The organism is Paenibacillus sp. PastF-3 (genome assembly GCF_029893135.1).
GTDB classification, from domain to species: domain Bacteria; phylum Bacillota; class Bacilli; order Paenibacillales; family Paenibacillaceae; genus Paenibacillus_AQ; species Paenibacillus_AQ nitricinens.
On record NZ_JARXWM010000008.1, the window covers coordinates 226,425 to 246,546 of the forward strand.

Consider the following 20,122-nt stretch of genomic DNA (forward strand, 5'->3'; position numbering starts at 1 on the left):
CAGGGGCTTACGCCCCTGGCCGTATAGATTCTTGCGTTGCTGCAACTTCAGCTTGAGCAGACGTAACTTCTGTCTCCTGATCTGCCTCATCGAACCACCAGCGATCTTCACCCAATAGCTCCATAGCCGCATCTGGACCATATGATCCTGACGCATAAGTGTGAAGTGGCATAAGCCCCTCTTCCATCGCTTCCTGAATAGGTGTAACCCACTGCCATGACAGCTCTACTTCTCTCCAGTGAGCGAAGAAGGTAGCATCTCCACGAAGTGCATCGAAGATTAGATTCTCGTAGGCTTCCGGAACATCTGAGGTACCCGCTTCATAAGTCGCGCGGACAGGCTCAAGCTTTCCTTTTTGCAGCTGATCTTTCGTGTTAAGCTGTAGCGTTATGGCTTCATTCGGTCCAATCTCGATAATTAGTAAATTCGGTACGTCATTTCCTTTATTCAAGTTATTACTATCATTAAACGGTTCTTTAAACTCAATAACAATACGTGTGGATTTCTCCTTCATTCTCTTCCCAGTACGAACATAGAAAGGTACATCATTCCATAGCGGATCATCTATAAATAAACGCGCTGCGATAAACGTCTCATTTTGCGAGGATTGATTAATTCCCGGCTCATTCAAATAACCTGTTACAGCATTCCCTTTAATTTCACCCTCTGCATATTGTCCACGGACAACATGTTTATTAACCTCATCTTTGCTAATTGGAATGAGATGTTCCATGACGTATATTTTCTTCCCACGGATTTCTTCAGGTGTACTGCCTTTAGGAAGCTGCATTGCCATCATCATCATCAACTGCAGCATATGGTTCTGGAACATATCACGAAGTGCACCAGCTTTATCATAATAGCCTGCCCGTTCTTCAACGCCGACAGTCTCACTCGCTGTAATTTGAACATTCGCGATATATCTATTTTTCCACAGTGCTCTTAGCACTGGATTAGAATACTTCAGAACCTCCAAATTCTGGACCATCGGTTTACCCAGGAAGTGGTCAATACGGAAGATTTCTTCTTCAGTAAATACGGCATTCAAGCTATCATTCAGTTCTCTTGCTGATTTTAAATCTGTGCCAAAAGGCTTCTCAATAATCAGACGCTTCCAGCCTTTCGTGGAACCCAGACCGCTTGAGTGAATATTAGCTGCGATTTCCTTGAAGAACTCAGGACCCACAGACAAATAGAACATCCGATTCTCTGGAATATTGAACAACTGCTCGCGACGTTTAACATGCTCCAGGAGCTTCAAGTAATCTTCGGTATTCCCCACATCTAGAACACTATATTCAAAAGCTTCCAAGAACACCTGCAATTGCGGTGAGTCAACCGCTGGTTGTCTGGAAAAAGTCTGTAAGGATTGCAGAACTTGCTTACGGAAGGCTTCATTCGAAACTTCTCTTCTTCCTAATCCAATCACAGAAAGAGGACCTGAAATTTGACCATCTAAAAAGAGGTTATATAGTGCAGGATAGATTTTACGTTTTGCCAAATCTCCTGTAGCGCCGAATAGCACAAATGTTGATGATTCCACTTTCATTCCTCCTGTTGTTATATATTATTTATATACTTACTTTTAATTACTAACATACTCAGTAGAATCAATCATACGACTGATATTTTCATACGTCAACCTCATTTCGACATTTACGAAAAGTTATTATTTTCACAAAGCTGTGAATTGGAAATTATGATTAATGTCACAAAGAAAATAGTATGGGATCATTCGCATTAAATTACTCGGATATTCACGTTGATTAAAGAAAAATTCCAATCCCAGTGCGGCTTTAACAAACTTGAATCCTCTCCCTCCGGTTTAAAATCCATCACAACAGCCAATTAGTAACAAGAATAAAATTTCCAGTCGTCAACTTTACTCACGCTCCCTTGTATCTTTAAACTAACTTCAAGTAATTGATCATTTTAAAATGGACGACGTCAATAAAATATTACAAATCGATCTTGCTTTATCTCAACTTAGATTTTCAAGCATAAAAAAGGTCCTCTTCGAGGAAGATTATCAGAGTATGCTTCCGAGAGATGATAAGAGCTAAACAGTCCGATTTCTCTCAAAAAATGCACAAACTAGACCAATAGTTGCAAAGCAGTCCGTTACGTCAACTCGTGCTGATCTCCTTGGTTGAATCGGACGCAGAAGCCCTTAACTCCTTGCTTGAGACCCACTCATGTTGGACGGCTACCCCCTTATTCACCCTGCCTCTTGTTTAAGGCCAGTATATTAAGTGTTATAATTAAAGAACGCATGAATAGCCATTCAGTTCACGAAAGGAAGGAGATTTTTTCATGAATATGAAACAATGGGATCGAATTCGGACGGGACAGGGATTTATAGCTGCTTTGGACCAAAGTGGTGGAAGTACACCTAAAGCGCTGCTGCAATATGGCATTACAGAGGACAGCTATTCCAATGAAGATCAAATGTATGCAATGGTTCACGAGATGCGAACGCGCATTATCAAGAGCCCTGCATTTGATTCGAAGTATATACTGGGTGCCATCTTATTCGAGAACACAATGGACCGTCTCATCGACGGAAAATATACTGCTGATTATCTGTGGGAGGAAAAAGGCATTGTGCCCTTTTTGAAAATCGATAAAGGACTTGCCGAACCAGAAAACGGGGTACAGCTCATGAAGCCAATTCCCGGCTTAAGTGATCTTCTGAAGCGGGCCAACGAACGGAGTATCTTTGGAACGAAAATGCGCTCGGTGATTAAAGAAGCCAATCCTTCCGGCATCAAAAAAGTGGTTGAACAGCAATTTGAAGTCGGCAAGCAAATTTTAGAAGCGGGACTGATCCCGATTATCGAACCTGAGGTTGATATCCATTCTGATGATAAAACTGCCTCCGAAAAGCTGTTAAAAGAAGAACTTTCAGCTCAATTGTCTAAGCTGGGCAAAGATGTGAAGGTCATGCTTAAGCTCTCCATCCCCACGGAGAATAACTTCTATCGTGAATTAATGGATGATCCTCATGTTTTAAGAATTGTCGCTTTGTCCGGCGGTTACACACAAGCAGAGGCCAACGATAAGCTCGCCCATAATCAGGGCTTGATCGCCAGCTTCTCGCGTGCTTTATCGCAAGGACTAAGCGCCGAGCAATCAAACGAAGAGTTTAACGCGCTCCTCTCCAAATCTGTAGAAGCCATTTATGCTGCCTCTATTCAATAAGCAGCTCTTCTCTTCGTGAGGAAGCCAAACACATAAAAGGGCTGTTTCCCTAACAGGTGAATAACTGTCGGGAAACAGCCCTTTTTAATTTGGTTTTACTTTTTTAACACTAGTGCTCTCAGAATAATAGTTGCTGCTTCAGCACGAGTAGTACTGCCCTGCGGCTTTAATGTACCATCTGTATATCCCTTAAGAAGTCCCTCAGCTATAGCTGCACCCAGCGCAGGACGAGCCCAGGCGGAGACCTTGGCGCTGTCCGAGAAGTTCATACTCATATTTGCTTCTGCAAGCTGCGCTGCGCGAACGACAATTGTAGCTACCTGCTCACGAGTAACCATTTCATCTGGTCCGAAGTTGCCAGCGTTATAACCATTAACAACTCCGAGTGCTGCCGCTGTTGCAATGGCTTCATTAGCCCAATGCGTCTTCGTGTCGCCAAACACTTTGCCGACTTCGGCCTGAAGCTGGAAGGCTTTGACGATTATAGTTACGAATTCGGCTCTTGTAATCTTACTATCTGGTTTAAAAGTATTGTCCGGATAGCCATTGATCGCATCAAGTTTAACCAAATCTCTGATGCTTGCTTCAGCCCAATGTCCCTTGATATCAACAAAATCCGCATCCGGTGAAGGGGTCGGGGCCACTGTTTTATCAGAGACCAGAACAGCAAATTTCGTAAAATGCGTAACTGTTCCCGACACCGTTCCACTTTCCAGATCCAGTTGCAGATTATCCAGCTTCACCCACTTTTTCGTCTGCTCGTTCAACCAGTACAACCCTACATCGGATTTGTTAAAGTCCACTTTCTGCTTGTCAAAAGGTAGTGTAATTGTGATCGCTTTAGCAAAATCCCCTTCCACATTCTTGATGATCTCATAAATATCACCCAGCAATATCAATTCAGCTTCAGTGAAAAGGTTCGAGATATCACTTAGTTTAGTTACTGTTACCGTAAATCCTTTATCCTTTGCCCCAGCCGGAACATTAATTTCTATCCCGTTCAAAGACAGTACACCACCATTTACTGTGACTGTTCCGCTATTGACCGAAGGATTAACATGATTCGTCCCTCCTGTCGAGGTCGACGGATTAGAAGGCTCCGTTGGTAACGTTGTAACAGCTTCAGCTCGGATCACAGTCAAAGAGTACGTCTTGCGGATACCGTCTGATGATGTCACTATAATTGGAATAACATTGTTGCCAACATTCAAATAAATCGCTTCACTGGTTTGTCCATTCACTGCCGGAGTACCATTTATAGTAAAGGCAGCAGAGCTGTCATATACACTTGCTGTTACCGTAATGCTGGACACTTCATTGCCCACTTTAGAAGTATAGTCTGTTACCTCTGGTTTAAAGGCCGGGTTCAGTATACCGTTAGACAGCATCAGAGCACTTAAATCCATGTCATGACTGGCTGCTTCCTCAGCTCCTCTTACAACGTCTACGTTGTAGGTTTTACTCGTGCCATCGACCGCGGTCACCACAACCGGAATGTTGTTGCTTCCAACCTCAAGATGAATCATGTCACTGAGCTGGCCGCTTGTGGACGGTTTACCATTCACCGTAAGTGTGGCTGAGCTATCGTACACACTAGCTGTTACCGTAATGCCTGTTACTTCCTTATTCACATGCACCGAATACTCGGTGGTTTCTGAAGCAAATGAAGGGTCCAATGTGCCGCTAGATAATGTAAGAGCACTCAAGTCTGTAACACCTTTCACTTCTTCTGCCTTAGATCTTGTCACGATCACGGTATAAGTCTTGGTAGAGCCGTCCCGTGCCGTCACTGTGAATGGGATTTCATTCGTTCCAACTGAAAGCTCAAATGATATTCCGGTTCCGTTGCTGTAGGGTTGTCCTTGGGCAGTCAACTCCGCTTTGTCATCGGTAGCCTTCGCCATTAGTTCAATAGAATCGACGGAGTGTTCTACCTTAACTGCATACTGGGTGATACCGGTAGCGAATGACGGGAATAACGTACCTGTCTGAACAGTCAAATCATTCAGTGTCGAGACATCAATGAGCTTGCCTGCCAGCATATCGCTTTGGACTAATGCAAAATCCGCTACCACTTGGTGTGAATAATCCTCGGCAGCATTCAGAATAAAGCTCTTAAGATCGTTCCACACTGGAAGTACATCTGTTACAAAACGCTCTTCAAATTTGTAGTTCAGTGCTTCGGATACTTTGTCTAGACGAGAATCCGAATAAGCATAGGCTTTTGCCGCATCTATTAAATATTGCTCCAATTCATCTTTATTTTTGAATGGCTTATCTGTGTAATCTCCTTTATAAGGCGAGACTTCCCGGATCAGATAAGAACGGTTCGCAGCTTCGACTACACCCAGATAAATATCAGGGTCTACCGCTGTCTTGATATAAGCGTCTTTGGAGATGTACGCGCTGGTATTCTGCTCCTTCACATCAAGCAGGATGTCATCCGTGTTCGCCACGCTTCGACCTTCGATCAGCACGTTATAGCGTTCAACACCGATGCTGCCTATCCCTTGGTGGATGCGGCGTGCGATGTCCTTGATGGTGAAATAAGCCTCAAATTGCTCATCGGTTAGGTTCGGGAAATTCCCTCTGACCTGAGTCTTATAATTTTCCCAATCTGCACGCAAGGATGTCATTTCAGCCTCAGTCGCAAGTTCAAACTTATCCGAATTGCCGGCAATGTTAAGTTTTCCGTTCAAGGTGCGTTTACCTAATAGTTTTTGCAGTGCCTCAGGGTAAGACACCTTGGAGACACTGTCCATTACGTTTTTCGTATAGGGCGTGACATTGCTTTTGGTCAACTTGGTAGTCTTCTTACTATTGTCGTTATTAATTTCTACTAGAGTATCTTTATACGTTTCCAAGAATTTATCAGATACTTCACGGAAATCAGCGTCCTGTAAATTTAAGATGCCAGAGCTGTCTTTATCATATCTCACGACGTAAACACTTGTCACAAAACGAACCAAATCGTTATAGAAGCTTCCGATTCCCGCAGAATCCACATCGTTCAGACTAAATACCATCGTTTCTGTGCTGTCATTAAAGGTTCCCACATTCTGAATATGGGCATCACCTTGTGTGTAGGTTTGAATATCTTTGTCTTTCCACCCTGCGATAACCGAATCGGGGGATGGAATGAGATGATTCGCCTGATCGGATTTGAACAATGAATTCGTACCCCGTAAAAAAGTATAAGCATTAGCTCCCATCGCATCACTTCCATATTTATATGCTTTAGTAACCGGATCATTAAATCCAGTATTGTCCGCTATAATTCTTTGTTCAACCACTTGCTTTCGAGCTTCGTCAGAAAGAACAGGTTGACTATACCGGAGTAATGAGATTCCGATCCCATCGGATTCTATCCAACCACTATCCTGTACTGCCTGCGGCTTCAAAGTCACATTAAGCGGCACAGTGTCCATAACCGGTAATTTTGCTGCACCAGAGATGGCGATAGTGATCGTATTACTGCTGCTTTGTCCTTCAGCCGTAAGCTTCCAATCTCCTGCAGGAAGCCCCTCCACGCTGTAAGCATTTGCACTTAGCGAGCCATCAACAGCAACACCTGCATTAACCTGCAACCGCAGAAGTGCGTTTACATTCTTCGCGCTGCTCATAGGGATCGCAGAGGAATCTGGAACAGCAACAATTTTATTGGAAGGCGTAAACTTAGCCAAGGTCACTGTATTGGTCTTTTGATAAACACTCACTGGTTCAGTAGGCTTGTTGGCCTGATTCCATGCCCCAGGAAGAATATTAAACGTAAGATTGGCATCAGAATCTAAATTGCCAGAGGCATTTCCAGAAATCGTAATAGTGATTTGATCCCCACTAGCGGCTGCCGTTGCAGATAAACCTGCCGGAAGACCGAATACGTTGAAATCAGCCGAAGCCCATACTCCCTGTTTTAGAACAGCATTGAAGGCTTTCAGAATAATAGTATTATGATCTGAATCTACGGCAGAGCTGGACTTCATCTGTACAGTCTGATTATTCTCCACAAAAGCATAAGCCGCCGGGCTGCTGGAATTCCGGGCCTTTGCGCCTTTGACTTTTTCAAAGTCCTTTCCGTTGTTCTTCGTATCCCAGTTGTTTCCGCTATTCGGGAAGGATGCCGAAGTCTGGTAGGTCACAGGCTCCAATGGATCGAACACTAAGCGCTGCATCGTATTTTGCTTGCCAGCCTGCGGCGCTGGACTTCCCCAAAATGCATCTACCGCATCGTAGCCAACGAAATCCACGACATTATCCTTTAGCGAATCTTTCATTGGATCATTGTCGGTTAGTTTTTGGTTCGTATTTAATAGGGCTAGCTTACCGCTGTTATTCCCTAGTTTAAAAGAACTCTCCACGGCATCCGCTTGTGGCAATTCAGCTCCGACACTTCCGTTGCTGCCAAGCGCTACCAAATAATAGCCGTAAGCAGGAATCTGTGCTGTCGGTGCGCCTAAATTTGCTATCTTCCAGTTGTTTTTCTGGTTATCAGCGAATTGTATAGACCAGCCGTTTAATGAAACAGGCTTCGATGTAGGATTAAATAATTCAACAAAGTCGCTTGAGTACACATCGAGAACATCGTCTTTTTTCCCTCCATAAAAATGGCTGATTACTATGTTCTCCGCCAGATTATCGGTGTTCGCCGATTCTGCGGCCGCATAGCCCGTCCCCGACAGAACCCATAAGGATTGCACCACCATTGCTGTCACAAGGGCGACAGAAATCCAGCGCTGAACTATTTTTTTCAAATTGATTGACCCCTCTCCCATTTCAAAATTCAGATCATTATATCAACTGAATGTCATAGGAACGTAAAACGAAATGCATGATTAGATATTTTATCTCACGCAAAAAAGGGCTTCACCACGCCTACAGGCAAGGTAAATCCCTAAATTCGCTAACGTTTTGTTTATCTTAAAACCTGCATCTTATGCTTCCATCAGTGCCGCTGCACCCTCCAGCAGCATCAAGCCGCTGAGCTGGACACTCAGCTGAACCGGAAGATCCGGTTTCACTTCCCACGATGGACTACAAAGACCTAACTGTTTATCCAGCCCCACTTCCCAGAAGCGGTTAGCATTGGCCATTATTACCTCATAAATGCGGGCTGCCTCAGGAGATTCTCTAAATATCTGCACGAAATAGCGGATCAGAATTCCTTTAAACAACCCTGTATCATCAATTCCTTCATCAGGAAGCATCTGTGTAACTGGATTGCACAGACGTTCAATACAAGCCTCGGCGGTTCGATTCGCATCTTCCAAGTAGCGGGCGTCACCCGTATTCTTATAGAGCTCAAGACCAGCACCTAGAAACACACCTTGACAATACGTGAACTCCCAATCGAAATCGATTTGTCCGTCCCCAAGTCTGTTCATGCCATCCCACACAGAACCTGTAGCCGGATCAACCAAATTCATCTGGTTCCATTCATAAATGCGGAGTGCCCACTCCAGATCTTCCTGTTTATGACAAAGTTCATATAAACGGGCGGCTAGAATGGCAGCGGGCGCATTGGCAGGCGTATTTTTATAGTCGAGCTGATCCTTCTTCCACGCCATTCCCCCACCGAGCTTATCGTTCCAAGCGGTTTTTATATCCGCCCACAGATCAAGTACAGCGCTTAAATAAGCTTCATCACCCGAGACTCTATGAGCACGCAACAACGCCAATGCGGTCCATTCCATATCATCATAATAATTATGCAAGAAAGTCCCACCATTATAGATTGCAAGACTCTGACTGAGCTCCTTAATTCTCAAGGAATAAGCAGGATCTCCGCTGCGCTCATAACCATCCACAAGAATATCAATGACATGCGCCTGCCACCAATAATAAAAATTCTCGCCCTCAACGTTATACGCTCTGGGATACCATTGGTTCATGATACCCGTCTCAGCATTATAATAATTGCGCTCTATACACTGTTGGAACCATTCCGCCCGTTCCTTCCAGTTGATCATCTCCAGCGTTTCCTTCGGTTGTGTCATAAATAGATCACCTCAGACCTGTTCCTTAGTCAATTCGCTCATTTTCTCCAGTAACTTGATCGCACTGAGTTGGGAACTTAGCTGGATGACACCATTGGATGCCGAAGTCCAATCTGTACCGAACAAGACTGCGTCAACGGACTTCCCTTGATCCCAGAGACATTCAGCATTTGTACGCAGGAAATCAACAGCTTCAACTGCTGTAAAGTCCATCTTGACCCATTCTGCTGTATAGCGGATCAAGATCCCTTTAAACAGTCCTGCGTCACCATTCCCTTCGTCAGGAAGAACACCGCCCTGAGGTTCAGCGAGCTCACGGGCAGCAGAAGTAAAGGTTTGGCGAGCATCATCCAAATAACCCTGCCCTTTAGTGATACGATACAGCTCTACTGCTGCACCAATATAGACACCTTGGTTGTAGGAGTATTTCCAATCCTTATCAATCAAGCCATCGCCGGTTCGATTCATGCCATCCCATACAAATCCCGTCTCCGGGTCTACGAGATGCCCTTTTTGCCAGTTGTATATTTTTAGCGCCCAGTCGAGATCCTCAGCTTCTCCAAAAGCTTGATACAACCGCGCTGCAAGAATAGCAGCAGGTGCGTTGGCAGGTGTATTTTTATAATCTAACTGTGTCTTCTGCCAAGCGATCCCACCACTCATATGCTCATTCCAGCCCGTCTGGATGTCTTTCCATAGAAGAAGGGTTGTTTCTTTATAAACTTCTAGTCCTGTTGCCTCATATGCACGCAGCCATGCAAGAGCCATCCATTCCATATCATCATACAGCTCATTAGGCCACACTCCCCCATTCCGCTTAAGAAGACCTGTGTGAAGCGCGGCAAGCCTTTCGGCGTACCGTTTCTCTCCTGTTCGCAGTAATCCATCTACGAGTACATCCACGGCATGAGCCATCCACCAATAATGAAAAATCGTATTGCATACTCCGTTTGGACATGGTGTTTCGATATTATACATTTTGATTGCTTCATTCCAGAATAACGTATCCAACGCTTCCTGCGCTTGATTCGCCCGTTCCTCCCAAACCCCAATCTCCAATTTGTTCATTTAGACGCTCTCCCTATTCCGATCTTATAGACCTGTCATTTTGTCGAGATTCAAATAGTTATTATTGCCCTTGGCCGTATCAAAGCCGATCTCAATCGAATTATAGCCAGCGTTCAGAGGTACATTCAGCATGACCGTATTCCAATTACTCCAGCCGCCTGTGCTTGTAAAAATCAAATTATTACTTATGACCGTTCCGTTCACTTTGACATACCGTCCAGCATTCCCAGCTCCTGCTGCATAACGGAAGCTAATTGTCCGCGTACTTGCACTGTTCTGATTCACATGGAATTCTATCCGCGTATTATTGGTGTTCCAACCCGCCGTATAACCTCTTCCAGTAAATCCCGGCTGTGAGGATTCATTATTGATGCCATATAATCTTGCATTCTCAGCCTCATAAATGCCATTCCCAGCTATAGGCCCGGTGTAATTATCCGCAGGGACAAGCTGTAGAATAGACGCGCCTGCTCCCGCAGCGATACTCTGGATGTAACCACTCCGAGCGGGTGCAGTCCAGTCACTGTCAATAATGCCATCCGATGCCCGGCGATGATTAAAAGCCTGTGTAGCGTTTTGCTGCAAAAAGTTTAAGTAGGATGTGTTACCTGTGGCTAATCTCAGCTGGTTCAAATTGCGGGCGAATACCATTTTAAAGCCCGGGGAATCGTTCTCGCCCTCGTACATCAAGGAATAAGAAAGCGTCATCTTATCCATCACATAAGCTGCGGCGGTATGTGCATCGGTCAAGTAAGAACTAGTCCCTGTCGCCTGATTCATCGCCAGAGCTGCCCCCAAGAAGGTTCCATAGTTATAGGTAAAATCCCAGTCCACGACCGTTCCCGAACCACTGCCTTCCACATGATCATTCACTTTACTTCCGTTAACAAGTCTGCTTTTAATCCAGGTGTACATCGTTTGTGCTTTCGATAAGTAATCCGCATTACCAGTCGCAGTCTTGAGCTTGATGGCTGTCATGATCATCGGAGCGTTTGTAGCCATATTTTTCTGAGGTGAGGTCCCATCTCTCTTCCACCATATCCCGCCACCATAGGTCGAATCCCAATCGCTCCAGATTTGGTCAAATAGAAAAGAGGCTCGGTTGCGGTATTCAGCAGTGCCTGTAATCTCGTAAGCACGCATACAAGCCAAGGCCCACCAACCTAAGTCATCATTGAAATCATTGAGCATCATATCGGGATACTTCGTATTAAATCCAGTATAGATATCATCGATCATCGTTCGATACGTGCTACTGCCCGTTCTCTCATACGCGTCCATGACCGTCTCCCATAACTGGGCCTCCCACCAAAAATCGGTATACAGCCCACCGTTTGGACCACTAGCATGTTCGGAATGAATAAGATGGTCGCTGTTTGTGTAGAAATATTTTGCAGATGCATCATAGAAAGTATTAACAAAGCTATTCATAGCCGTATCGGCATTGGCCGCCGTAAACGCATCCGCTCGCTGATATCCACTAAAAGGGGCAATAAGCAAAACCGCCGCCAACGCGCCACGTGCGAATAACGACGTTTTCTTCAAGGCATTCAACACAAACATCATCTCCCCGATAGGTTATGAAGCCCTTAACCCTTAATCCCGCTGAACGCTATCCCCTGTACAAAATAACGCTGAAGCGCTAAAAACAGCACCAGTATCGGTATGATCGCTACCAACGCTCCAGCCATCATTGGACCATAATCGGTTTGGAAATTATACGAAAAGGCTTGAAGCCCCATTTGAATCGTCGCTTTATCCGGGTCATTCAGCACAATCATTGGCCATAGGAAACTATTCCATCCCGCTTGAAAAGTGAAAATACTTAGGGTAGCAAGTGCAGGTTTCGTCAGCGGCAAGTAAATGCGCCAAAAGATTTTAAATTCTCCACAACCCTCGATTCGGGCCATTTCCATCATGTCGCTAGGCAGTGTAAGGAAAAATTGCCGCATAAAGAACACCGCAAAGGTTCCGGAGGCTCCCGGCAGAATAATCCCCCAGAAGGAGTTCATCAATCCGTTTCCACCGTTTCCAAAAATATCATTGCCTCCGAAGAGCGGAAGATGACGCATGACATAAACAGTCGGGATCATCGTCACAATGCCCGGGATCATCATCGCTGCTAGCAACACGCGGAATATCGGTTTATTGAGCTTAAATTTCAGCTTCGCGAACGCGTAACCACTGAGGGAACCTAAGAACAAATTCGCCAGCACACCAGCCACAGCAAGCACAAGTGAATTCCAGAAAAATAGGGCAAACGGAACCGTTGTGAACGCTTTGCGGTAATGCTCAAAGGTTATATGTGATGGAAACCATCGAATCGGCATGGCGAATATTTCTTCGTCCGGCTTCAGGGATGTAAGTACGCTCCAATAAAAGGGAAGGAACATTACAATTGCAATAACAATGCAGGCTATATAATAAATTGATTTACTTATGTTTCTTTTTAGTAGCGATCCTCCGCTATTATCCATACCTTAAACCTCCTTCTCCTCGGCAAGCCCACCCTATACAATGGGCTCTTCCGCCTTTGAGATCCGCATGTTAATTAATGAGAAAATGAGAATAGCCACAGCAAGCACAAATGCCTGTGCCGACGCATACCCCATTTGCAGCTGATTGAAGCCCTGCTGATAGATCAGATAGACTGGAGTCTTCGTCATATTCGCCGGACCTCCCTGCGTTAGCACAAAAGCCTGATCAAATAACTGCAGAGCACCAATAATAGCCATCGTACTGACTAAAAAGGTCGTTGGTCGTAGCTGCGGCCATGTAATATACCGGAAACAATCGAGCTTATTGGCTCCATCTAACCTTGCGGATTCATAAAGATAATCAGGCACGCCTTGCAGACCTGCTAAATAAATAATCATATTCGAACCTACCGACTGCCATAATGTGAGCATGATAATCGACAGCATCGCCGTCCGAGTCTCGGATAACCAAGCGGGTCCAGTTATACCTACATAAGACAACAACCCATTAACTAATCCGAATTCAGGATGTAAAAGCCAAATCCAAACGGTAGCCGCAGCAACTGCGGATGTAAGTGTTGGAAGATAATTCAACGTGCGGAACAATTTCACCCCGCGCCATGTGCGACTAAGCAGAATCGCAAGTAATAACGAAATAATGATATTTAATGGGACGAAAACAATCGAATACAGAAATACATTTTGGAATGTTTTCCACAGCAGATTGTCCTCTAATAATCGACGATAGTTATCAAAACCGATCCAGTCGTTTCTACTGAGCACATCATAGTTAGTGAAACTTAGATATAATGCCATGAACACGGGGATCACCGTGAATACTGTAAACAGCAACACCGTGGGTGTAATGAACAAATAAGCCGTCCGCGCCTGATGTTTTTCAAGTCTTCTGATAGAAGCCATTAGCTCCCCCTCCTAAGCAAAAGGGAGGCAGAACCTCCCCATCGCTTCTAATGTCTTACTTCACTGCCTCATTATCCTTAAGCATCTTGTCGCCCTCTTCTTGAGATTTCTTCAAGGTTTCTTCAATGCTCATCTTGTTTTGCTGATTGAGCTGCAAATTAGGTGCCAACGCATCGGTCTCCATCACAGAATAACCTGGGTGATTTGGACGGACCTTAGCAAACTCCAATGTTTCAAGAAACGGCTGCCATTTGGGATCATCCTTGAAGAACGGATCTTCCATGGACGGCTTAAAGCCCGGCAAATTCAGACTGGTCTTAGCCCAGAGCAGCGCATTATCTTTGTTCGCCGTCCACCATTTGATGAACTCCCATGCCTCATCCTTATGTTTGGAACCTTCTGGAATCACCAGACCAAATCCGCCCATCACACTGCCTTTATCCCCGTTTGGTCCAGCTGGAGGGGGAACGATTCCATAATCTAAATCTTTACCATATTTGTTATAAGTGCTGAGCATCCACGGACCGGAATACAACATAGCAACCTTACCTGTGACAAAAGCATCCTGCCCTTCCCCAAGTCCAAGCTCGAACCCTACTTTATACACCTTATCTTTGTTCATCAGGCGATCCCAGAACTCTAGCACCTGTTTGCCTTTATCATTGTTAAAATTGGTCTTTCCATCCTCTGTAAGCATGGTGCCGCCAGCCTGTTGAAGATACATATTAAAAAGCCCCAAATCTCCCATAGAGAACCCTGCGGTCTCCAATTTATTACCATTCCATTTAGTCAGTTTAGTAGCTGCTGCTTCTAGCTCATCCCACGTAGTTGGAGGCTGAAGTCCTGCATCTGCAAGCAGTTTTTTATTATAGAAAAGAGCACGAGCATCTACCGTAAGTGGCAACCCGTATAATTTATCAGCATATGAGAGTTCACGAAGCGATTCAGCGTAGAAATCATCTTTGGAAAGGCCGTCACGCGTTAAGTATTCGTCCACTGGATGCAGCACGTTCTTAGGCGCATACAACGATGTTCTCCAGCGATCCCAAAACAGTACATCTGGCGTACCGCCATTCGTTGCTGAAGTCAGGAATTTCGTAATCATATCCTGCTGTAGCACGTATTTCACATGGATCTTATCCTGCGATTTATTAAAAGCATCCACCATGGTCTCGAATTGTTTCTGCCCTTCTCCGCCCCAGTCACCCCAAAAGGTAAGCTCCGTTTTCTTCCCAACATTACTTCCAGTTTTCCCTGTATTTCCTGTTCCTTTATCGGTTGATCCGTTCGTCCCCCCGCAGCCTGCGATAAGAGATGTAGTCATAACCAGCGCAAGCATGGTAACCAGCCATTTTTTCATGTTTTCAATCCCCTTTAGCGTAGATAATTACAACCTTGCAAATATCAGCTTCGCTTCACTTGCATACCGCAGCGCATAAGCACCAGTTCGCAGAACATCATATTTGCCCAAGAAAACCATGGACGTGTATATTCATCTGGATGATCTACATGGAACCCTTCATGCATAAATCCGGTGCCCGCATCCGTCTTCTCCAGCAGATTAAGCAAGGAATCCTGTTCTTCATCGCTGGTAGATGTCATTCCCTGAATCGCTAAAGCGATAGGCCAGATGTAACGCGGTGGCGTATGCGGACTTCCAATACCTGAAGCCATCTTGCCTTCAAAGTAATAAGGATTTGTTCCACTTAAAATAAGACGACGGGTATTCTGGTAGATCGGATCATCAGCACTCACATAACCTAAATAGGGGATAGAAAGTAGACTCGGCACATTGGCATCATCCATCAAATTCACCTGTCCGCGGCCATCTACTTCATAGGTATAAACTGACCCAAACTCTGGGTGGTCTACGATTCCATACTGGCGTATTCCTTCATTAATTTGTTCAGAAAGTCTTCTGGATTTCAATTCCAGTTCTTGATCCTTTAGAATCTCTCTGGCAATTTCACACACATACTCTAAAACAACCGCAGAGAACATATTGGCAGGAACCAAATACCCGTATTCACAGGCATCGTCGCTAGGACGAAATCCAGACCAAGTCATTCCGGTATAAGCTGTCAACGTCCCCTTTCCTTCACGCACTAATGTATCCGTAGATGGACAGTTCAGGCGTTGAAAAAGATAGTTGGAATCGCTCTCATGTTTCTGTTCGGTAGTCCATAATGCAATGATTCTTTCTACACCCTTAACAAATGAATCATTGAACTGACTAGTTCGGCCCGTATTCTTCCAAAGCAGATAACCCAGTTGGATCGGATAGCATAACGAATCAATCTCATATTTTCTTTCCCATACTCCTGGGCTCATCTCCGTTAGATCCTCCTGATGACCATTCCCATTTTCTTCTTCATTAAACGCGTTCGCATAAGGGTCAAGCTGGATGCAGGCGAACTGTCTTTGTACAAGTCCCTCAATCATGTCGGCAATATCTTCATCCTCGGAAGCAAGGATTAGGAAAGGTCTAACCTGAGCGGCCGAGTCCCGCAGCCACATCGCTGGGATATCTCCGGTAATGACAAAAGTGGTACCATTCGCCATTCGTTTCAACGTTGTATTCCAGGTATTAGCCATACATTTCTCGAACATCTCTGCTAGTTTTGGACGATCATTCAGCTGGACCTTTACATTAGATGCCAGTTTCTTCATCGACTCAGGGATTTCTCTGGTTGCTTTCAGTTATAATACCCCCTTTTTTCTTTTTCCTTTGAAGCGCTTTCACAAATTAGTATATTGTCATGTAGTTAGTATGTCAATATGTTTATTTATTAATAATGATATATCAATAGTTATGTAATGATAAACATCTATCTAAAACAAACAAAAAACCTATCCCAAAAGATAGGTTTTCATAGCAACTAATTTATGGATAATCGTATAAAATTATTTAGAATTGGATGATTTAGCAGGACCTGTGGATTCACCGGAAATCAACTTAGCTTCCAGCATTATCTTGTTCGATACAGCCTGGCCGTTCATAATTTGCAATACATTTTCAACTGCGAGTCGCCCCATTTCTTCTTCATTCTGCCGCAAATGAGTGAACGAATAACCCGAGCCGAGTGGAGTTGGCGGACTATCAAAGCAAATGATCGAAATATCCCCCGGAATCTGCAGCCCAAGCCGTTCAACCGCAGTTCTAGCCAGCAGAGCAATATTATATTCCACAGCAAAAAGCGCCGTTATTGTTGGATTCTCTTGTATATGAGAAACCAGCCGTGAGATATCGTGTTCAATATTTGCATCATTAAAGGAATTAGGTAATGTTGAAGTTAAATCACTAACCCACAACCCCTTATCTACAGCTATCCCCCGCTCCGCATGCGCTTGAATAAATCCCTCCACCCGCTCCTCAAGAGCTGTCGTATCCGCTGGAGGCGGAGAGAGGAAAGAGATATGAGTATGCCCGAGATCAAATAAATACTCCGTCCCTTTAAGTGCAGCCTGTATGTTATCCGTGCCTATCGAAGCAGCAGCTACTCCTTTCAGATGGCGATCTACCAAAACTAAAGGGAAGCGCCCAATCACCAATTTTAGAATCTCAGCATTAAAAAATTCGCCTTGAGCCGGAAAAACAATCAGACCATCTACACCTAGGCTAAGCAACTTCTGAATAGACTGTTCCTCGTTCTCTGGTACGCCAAATGTTCTTCGTAGAACGAGGAAGCAATCATTATCACGGGAAGCCTGTTCCATCCCATAAATCAAGCCTGTTCCATAACTGTTGCCAAAGTCGGTAATAATCAGACCAATCGTTTTTTCCTCATGATTAAAGGAATTAAAAACAGTCCCGTCGGAGATCGTCTCAGAAGACATAGCTGAATCTAAGTAGTCAACTGCCGGATCAGCCACAAACGAACCCCTTCCCGGTTTTCTCACAATCAAATGCTCGGCGGCTAACATTTCCAGAGCTTTTTTACTCGTAATCCGACTTACATTATAGGTTTCGGCCAGCTCTTTTTCTGAAGGAACTCGCTCCCCTTGTCCATAGGATTTATTAACAATAAGCTGCTTTACTTCATCAAATATTTTTTCATACATCGGTTTGGATGACGTTGTCTCATTCATAACTTTCGTTATCTCCTGACTCTAATTTTTTCATCTTTATACATAATAATATATCATGATATATTAAGTTTGTCGACATTTGAACGGAAGCAGGTAAAAAAAGAGGGAGGAAGGAAGTATAGCTTAAAGTGGAAAAATTCTAAGATTCGTATAGAAACAGAGATAAGGGGCTGTCCCAAAAGCCAAGTAATAGCTTCGGGGACGCCTCCTTTTTTTGAGTCGGATTAACGTGTGCACTTAAGTGGACGCTGCATGAACGGACCGTTGTTTAAGCGGGAATTGACTCTTGTATCCTTTAAAAACAAACAAAGAAATCGCTCGTTTTGGTAAAATGGAGGTACGACCCAACCCTTCCCAAAGGAGCGATTTCTTTGTACATTCAATATACCATGGACCATTTTTTTCTTGATGAGATCTAGTATCTTCATAGATAATATCAAACCGCACTTCATCTAACAAGTTTTTACACTTTTGTAGATTTGTTCTTTTTTTCAAGCATAAAAAGCTTACACAGGTCTATCGTAAATGGCTGTTCAGATTATATAATAGAGACTATCTGGTATAGAAAGGAAGTTGATTTTTTTATGAAATTTGATGATTACCGCTATGAGCGGCCGGATGTAGAGAAATTCAAGCAAGATTTTAACACCCTGCTGAAAGATCTCAACGACACATCACCACTAGAGGTACAAAAAGCTTCCGTCACTGCCATTAACAAGCTTCGCAATGAGTTTGACACGATGCAGACATTGGTTAGCGTTCGTCATTCTATCAACACGACAGATGAATTTTACAAAGCCGAACAAGAATTCATGGACGAAATCGGGCCTGTCGTACAGGAATACATAACCGACTACTACAAAGCACTCGTACATTCCAAATATAGAGCCGAATTTGAAAAGGAATGGGGTGCGCAGTTACTCCAGCTTGCTGAAGTATCGCTGCGGACGTTTAGTCCGGAAATCATTGAAGATTTACAATTGGAGAATAAACTTTCAACAGAATACTCCCAGCTTATCGCATCTGCCAAGATTCTTTTTGAAGGTGAAGAGCGTACACTGCCTCAACTCGCACCTTTCGAATTGTCTACAGACCGTGATATGCGTAAAAGTGCTTCTGAAGCCCGATTTGGTTTTATGTCCGAACACGAGGCTGAATTTGACCGCATCTATGACGAGCTTGTCAAGGTCCGTGACCGCATAGCTAAAAAGCTTGGGTACAGCAACTTTGTTCAGCTTGGTTATGACCGTATGATGCGTACCGACTATAATGCTGAAATGGTTGCTAATTTCCGCAAACAAGTACTTGAATATATCGTACCCGTCTCCCAGCAGTTAAAGAAACGTCAGACTGAACGACTGGGTCTCGATGAATTGAAATATTACGACGAGAACTTTAGCTTTAAGACTGGGAACGCTACACCTAAAGGGGATCCAGACTGGATTGTAGCTAATGGTAAGAAGATGTACAAAGAACTCTCACCTGAAACGGATGAGTTTTTCAACTTCATGCTAGACAATAATCTGGTGGATTTAGTAAGCAAAAAAGGAAAACAAGGCGGCGGATATTGTACCTATTTTAGCCAATACCAAGCCCCTTTTATTTTCTCGAATTTCAACGGAACCTCTGGGGATATTGATGTCTTAACTCACGAAGTGGGTCATGCGTTCCAGGTGTATGAAAGCCGCAATATTAATGTACCAGAATATGCTTTTCCAACCTATGAAGCATGTGAGATTCATTCCATGAGTATGGAATTTTTCGCTTGGCCTTGGATGAATTTGTTCTTTGAGGAAGATGCGGATAAATACCGCTTTAATCACTTATCTGACAGCCTTCAGTTTATTCCTTACGGGGTATCTGTCGATGAATTCCAACATTTTGTTTATAGCAACCCTGACGCAACTCCTGCTGAACGCAAGCAAGCTTGGAGAGACATCGAGAAGAAATACTTACCACATCGTAATTATGAAGGTAACACTTATCTGGAACAAGGGGGGTTCTGGCATAAACAAGGCCATATCTTTGCCTCGCCATTCTACTACATCGACTACACACTAGCTCAGCTATGTGCCTTCCAATTCTGGAAACGTTCGAACGAAGATTTCAAATCTGCTTGGAGCGATTATTTGGAGCTATGCCAAGCTGGTGGAAGCAAGTCCTTTATCAAACTAGTTGAACTAGCGGGTCTGACTTCACCATTTGAAGACGGCTGCATTAGCTCCGTTATTGGGGATATTGAAGGTTGGCTAAACAGCATTAATGATAAAGAGCTTTAATCCATCCTCTGATAAGCTCATCACAAAAAAAGCAATCCTTGCCTTAGGGCTTGGATTGCTTTTTAAAATGGAATGATCCAACTTCACCCATCTA

At 44.1% G+C, this 20,122-nt stretch carries 12 protein-coding genes; 2 read left to right on the forward strand and 10 right to left on the reverse strand.

Translation table 11 applies throughout. The annotated features are described in order from the left end of the window. Nucleotides 1-7 precede the first annotated feature (7 nt). The gene (gene zwf / locus M2444_RS18090; protein WP_094868868.1) at nucleotides 8-1,543 is read right to left on the reverse strand and encodes a glucose-6-phosphate dehydrogenase; all 1,536 of its coding nucleotides are present in this window, start codon (nucleotides 1,541-1,543) and stop codon (nucleotides 8-10) included. 770 nt (nucleotides 1,544-2,313) lie between these two features. Here zwf and M2444_RS18095 point away from each other — a divergent pair. Continuing rightward, nucleotides 2,314-3,201 carry a fructose bisphosphate aldolase gene (locus M2444_RS18095; RefSeq protein WP_280787675.1) on the forward strand — a complete coding sequence of 296 codons (888 nt, stop codon included), beginning with the start codon at nucleotides 2,314-2,316 and terminating at the stop codon, nucleotides 3,199-3,201. 95 nt (nucleotides 3,202-3,296) lie between these two features. On the opposite strand, the gene M2444_RS18100 is transcribed toward M2444_RS18095, so the two are convergent. The 9 genes from M2444_RS18100 to M2444_RS18140 form a co-directional block, all read right to left on the reverse strand. Then, nucleotides 3,297-7,952 carry a cadherin-like beta sandwich domain-containing protein gene (locus M2444_RS18100; RefSeq protein WP_280787676.1) on the reverse strand — a complete coding sequence of 1,552 codons (4,656 nt, stop codon included), beginning with the start codon at nucleotides 7,950-7,952 and terminating at the stop codon, nucleotides 3,297-3,299. 180 nt (nucleotides 7,953-8,132) lie between these two features. Then, complete coding sequence (locus M2444_RS18105; protein WP_280787677.1) at nucleotides 8,133-9,194, reverse strand: glycoside hydrolase family 76 protein; 1,062 nt, start codon at nucleotides 9,192-9,194, stop codon at nucleotides 8,133-8,135. Between the two features lie 12 nt (nucleotides 9,195-9,206). Continuing rightward, complete coding sequence (locus tag M2444_RS18110) at nucleotides 9,207-10,262, reverse strand: glycoside hydrolase family 76 protein (protein ID WP_280787678.1); 1,056 nt, start codon at nucleotides 10,260-10,262, stop codon at nucleotides 9,207-9,209. 24 nt (nucleotides 10,263-10,286) lie between these two features. After that, nucleotides 10,287-11,819, reverse strand: a complete 1,533-nt coding sequence (locus M2444_RS18115) for a glycoside hydrolase family 76 protein (protein ID WP_280787679.1) — start codon at nucleotides 11,817-11,819, stop codon at nucleotides 10,287-10,289. A gap of 32 nt (nucleotides 11,820-11,851) precedes the next feature. After that, the gene (locus M2444_RS18120; RefSeq protein ID WP_280787680.1) at nucleotides 11,852-12,739 is read right to left on the reverse strand and encodes a carbohydrate ABC transporter permease; all 888 of its coding nucleotides are present in this window, start codon (nucleotides 12,737-12,739) and stop codon (nucleotides 11,852-11,854) included. A 33-nt stretch (nucleotides 12,740-12,772) separates the two neighbouring features. Next, nucleotides 12,773-13,660, reverse strand: coding sequence for a carbohydrate ABC transporter permease (locus M2444_RS18125; RefSeq protein WP_094875209.1), 888 nt, complete (start codon nucleotides 13,658-13,660; stop codon nucleotides 12,773-12,775). 55 nt (nucleotides 13,661-13,715) lie between these two features. Next, nucleotides 13,716-15,020 (reverse strand): ABC transporter substrate-binding protein, encoded by a 1,305-nt coding sequence (locus M2444_RS18130; protein WP_280787681.1) that lies wholly within the window; start codon nucleotides 15,018-15,020, stop codon nucleotides 13,716-13,718. A gap of 44 nt (nucleotides 15,021-15,064) precedes the next feature. Next, entirely contained in the window at nucleotides 15,065-16,330 is a 1,266-nt protein-coding gene (locus M2444_RS18135; protein ID WP_280787682.1) for a glycoside hydrolase family 125 protein, read from the reverse strand. 234 nt (nucleotides 16,331-16,564) lie between these two features. Then, the gene (locus M2444_RS18140) at nucleotides 16,565-17,749 is read right to left on the reverse strand and encodes a GntR family transcriptional regulator (RefSeq protein ID WP_094875214.1); all 1,185 of its coding nucleotides are present in this window, start codon (nucleotides 17,747-17,749) and stop codon (nucleotides 16,565-16,567) included. Nucleotides 17,750-18,333: 584 nt separating this feature from the next. On the opposite strand from M2444_RS18140, the gene M2444_RS18145 reads away from it, so the two are divergent. Then, nucleotides 18,334-20,028 carry a M3 family oligoendopeptidase gene (locus M2444_RS18145; protein WP_094868858.1) on the forward strand — a complete coding sequence of 565 codons (1,695 nt, stop codon included), beginning with the start codon at nucleotides 18,334-18,336 and terminating at the stop codon, nucleotides 20,026-20,028. Nucleotides 20,029-20,122 lie beyond the last annotated feature (94 nt).

What these genes read in the sequence shown, in the direction of transcription:
- M2444_RS18110 (WP_280787678.1), bottom strand. Translation starts at nt 10,262, where the DNA reads ATGAACAAATTGGAGATTGGGGTTTGGGAGGAACGGGCGAATCAAGCG.
- M2444_RS18105 (WP_280787677.1), bottom strand. Translation starts at nt 9,194, where the DNA reads ATGACACAACCGAAGGAAACGCTGGAGATGATCAACTGGAAGGAACGG.
- M2444_RS18120 (WP_280787680.1), bottom strand. Translation starts at nt 12,739, where the DNA reads ATGGATAATAGCGGAGGATCGCTACTAAAAAGAAACATAAGTAAATCA.
- M2444_RS18125 (WP_094875209.1), bottom strand. Translation starts at nt 13,660, where the DNA reads ATGGCTTCTATCAGAAGACTTGAAAAACATCAGGCGCGGACGGCTTAT.
- M2444_RS18145 (WP_094868858.1), top strand. Translation starts at nt 18,334, where the DNA reads ATGAAATTTGATGATTACCGCTATGAGCGGCCGGATGTAGAGAAATTC.
- M2444_RS18140 (WP_094875214.1), bottom strand. Translation starts at nt 17,749, where the DNA reads ATGAATGAGACAACGTCATCCAAACCGATGTATGAAAAAATATTTGAT.
- M2444_RS18095 (WP_280787675.1), top strand. Translation starts at nt 2,314, where the DNA reads ATGAATATGAAACAATGGGATCGAATTCGGACGGGACAGGGATTTATA.
- M2444_RS18135 (WP_280787682.1), bottom strand. Translation starts at nt 16,330, where the DNA reads ATGAAGAAACTGGCATCTAATGTAAAGGTCCAGCTGAATGATCGTCCA.
- M2444_RS18130 (WP_280787681.1), bottom strand. Translation starts at nt 15,020, where the DNA reads ATGAAAAAATGGCTGGTTACCATGCTTGCGCTGGTTATGACTACATCT.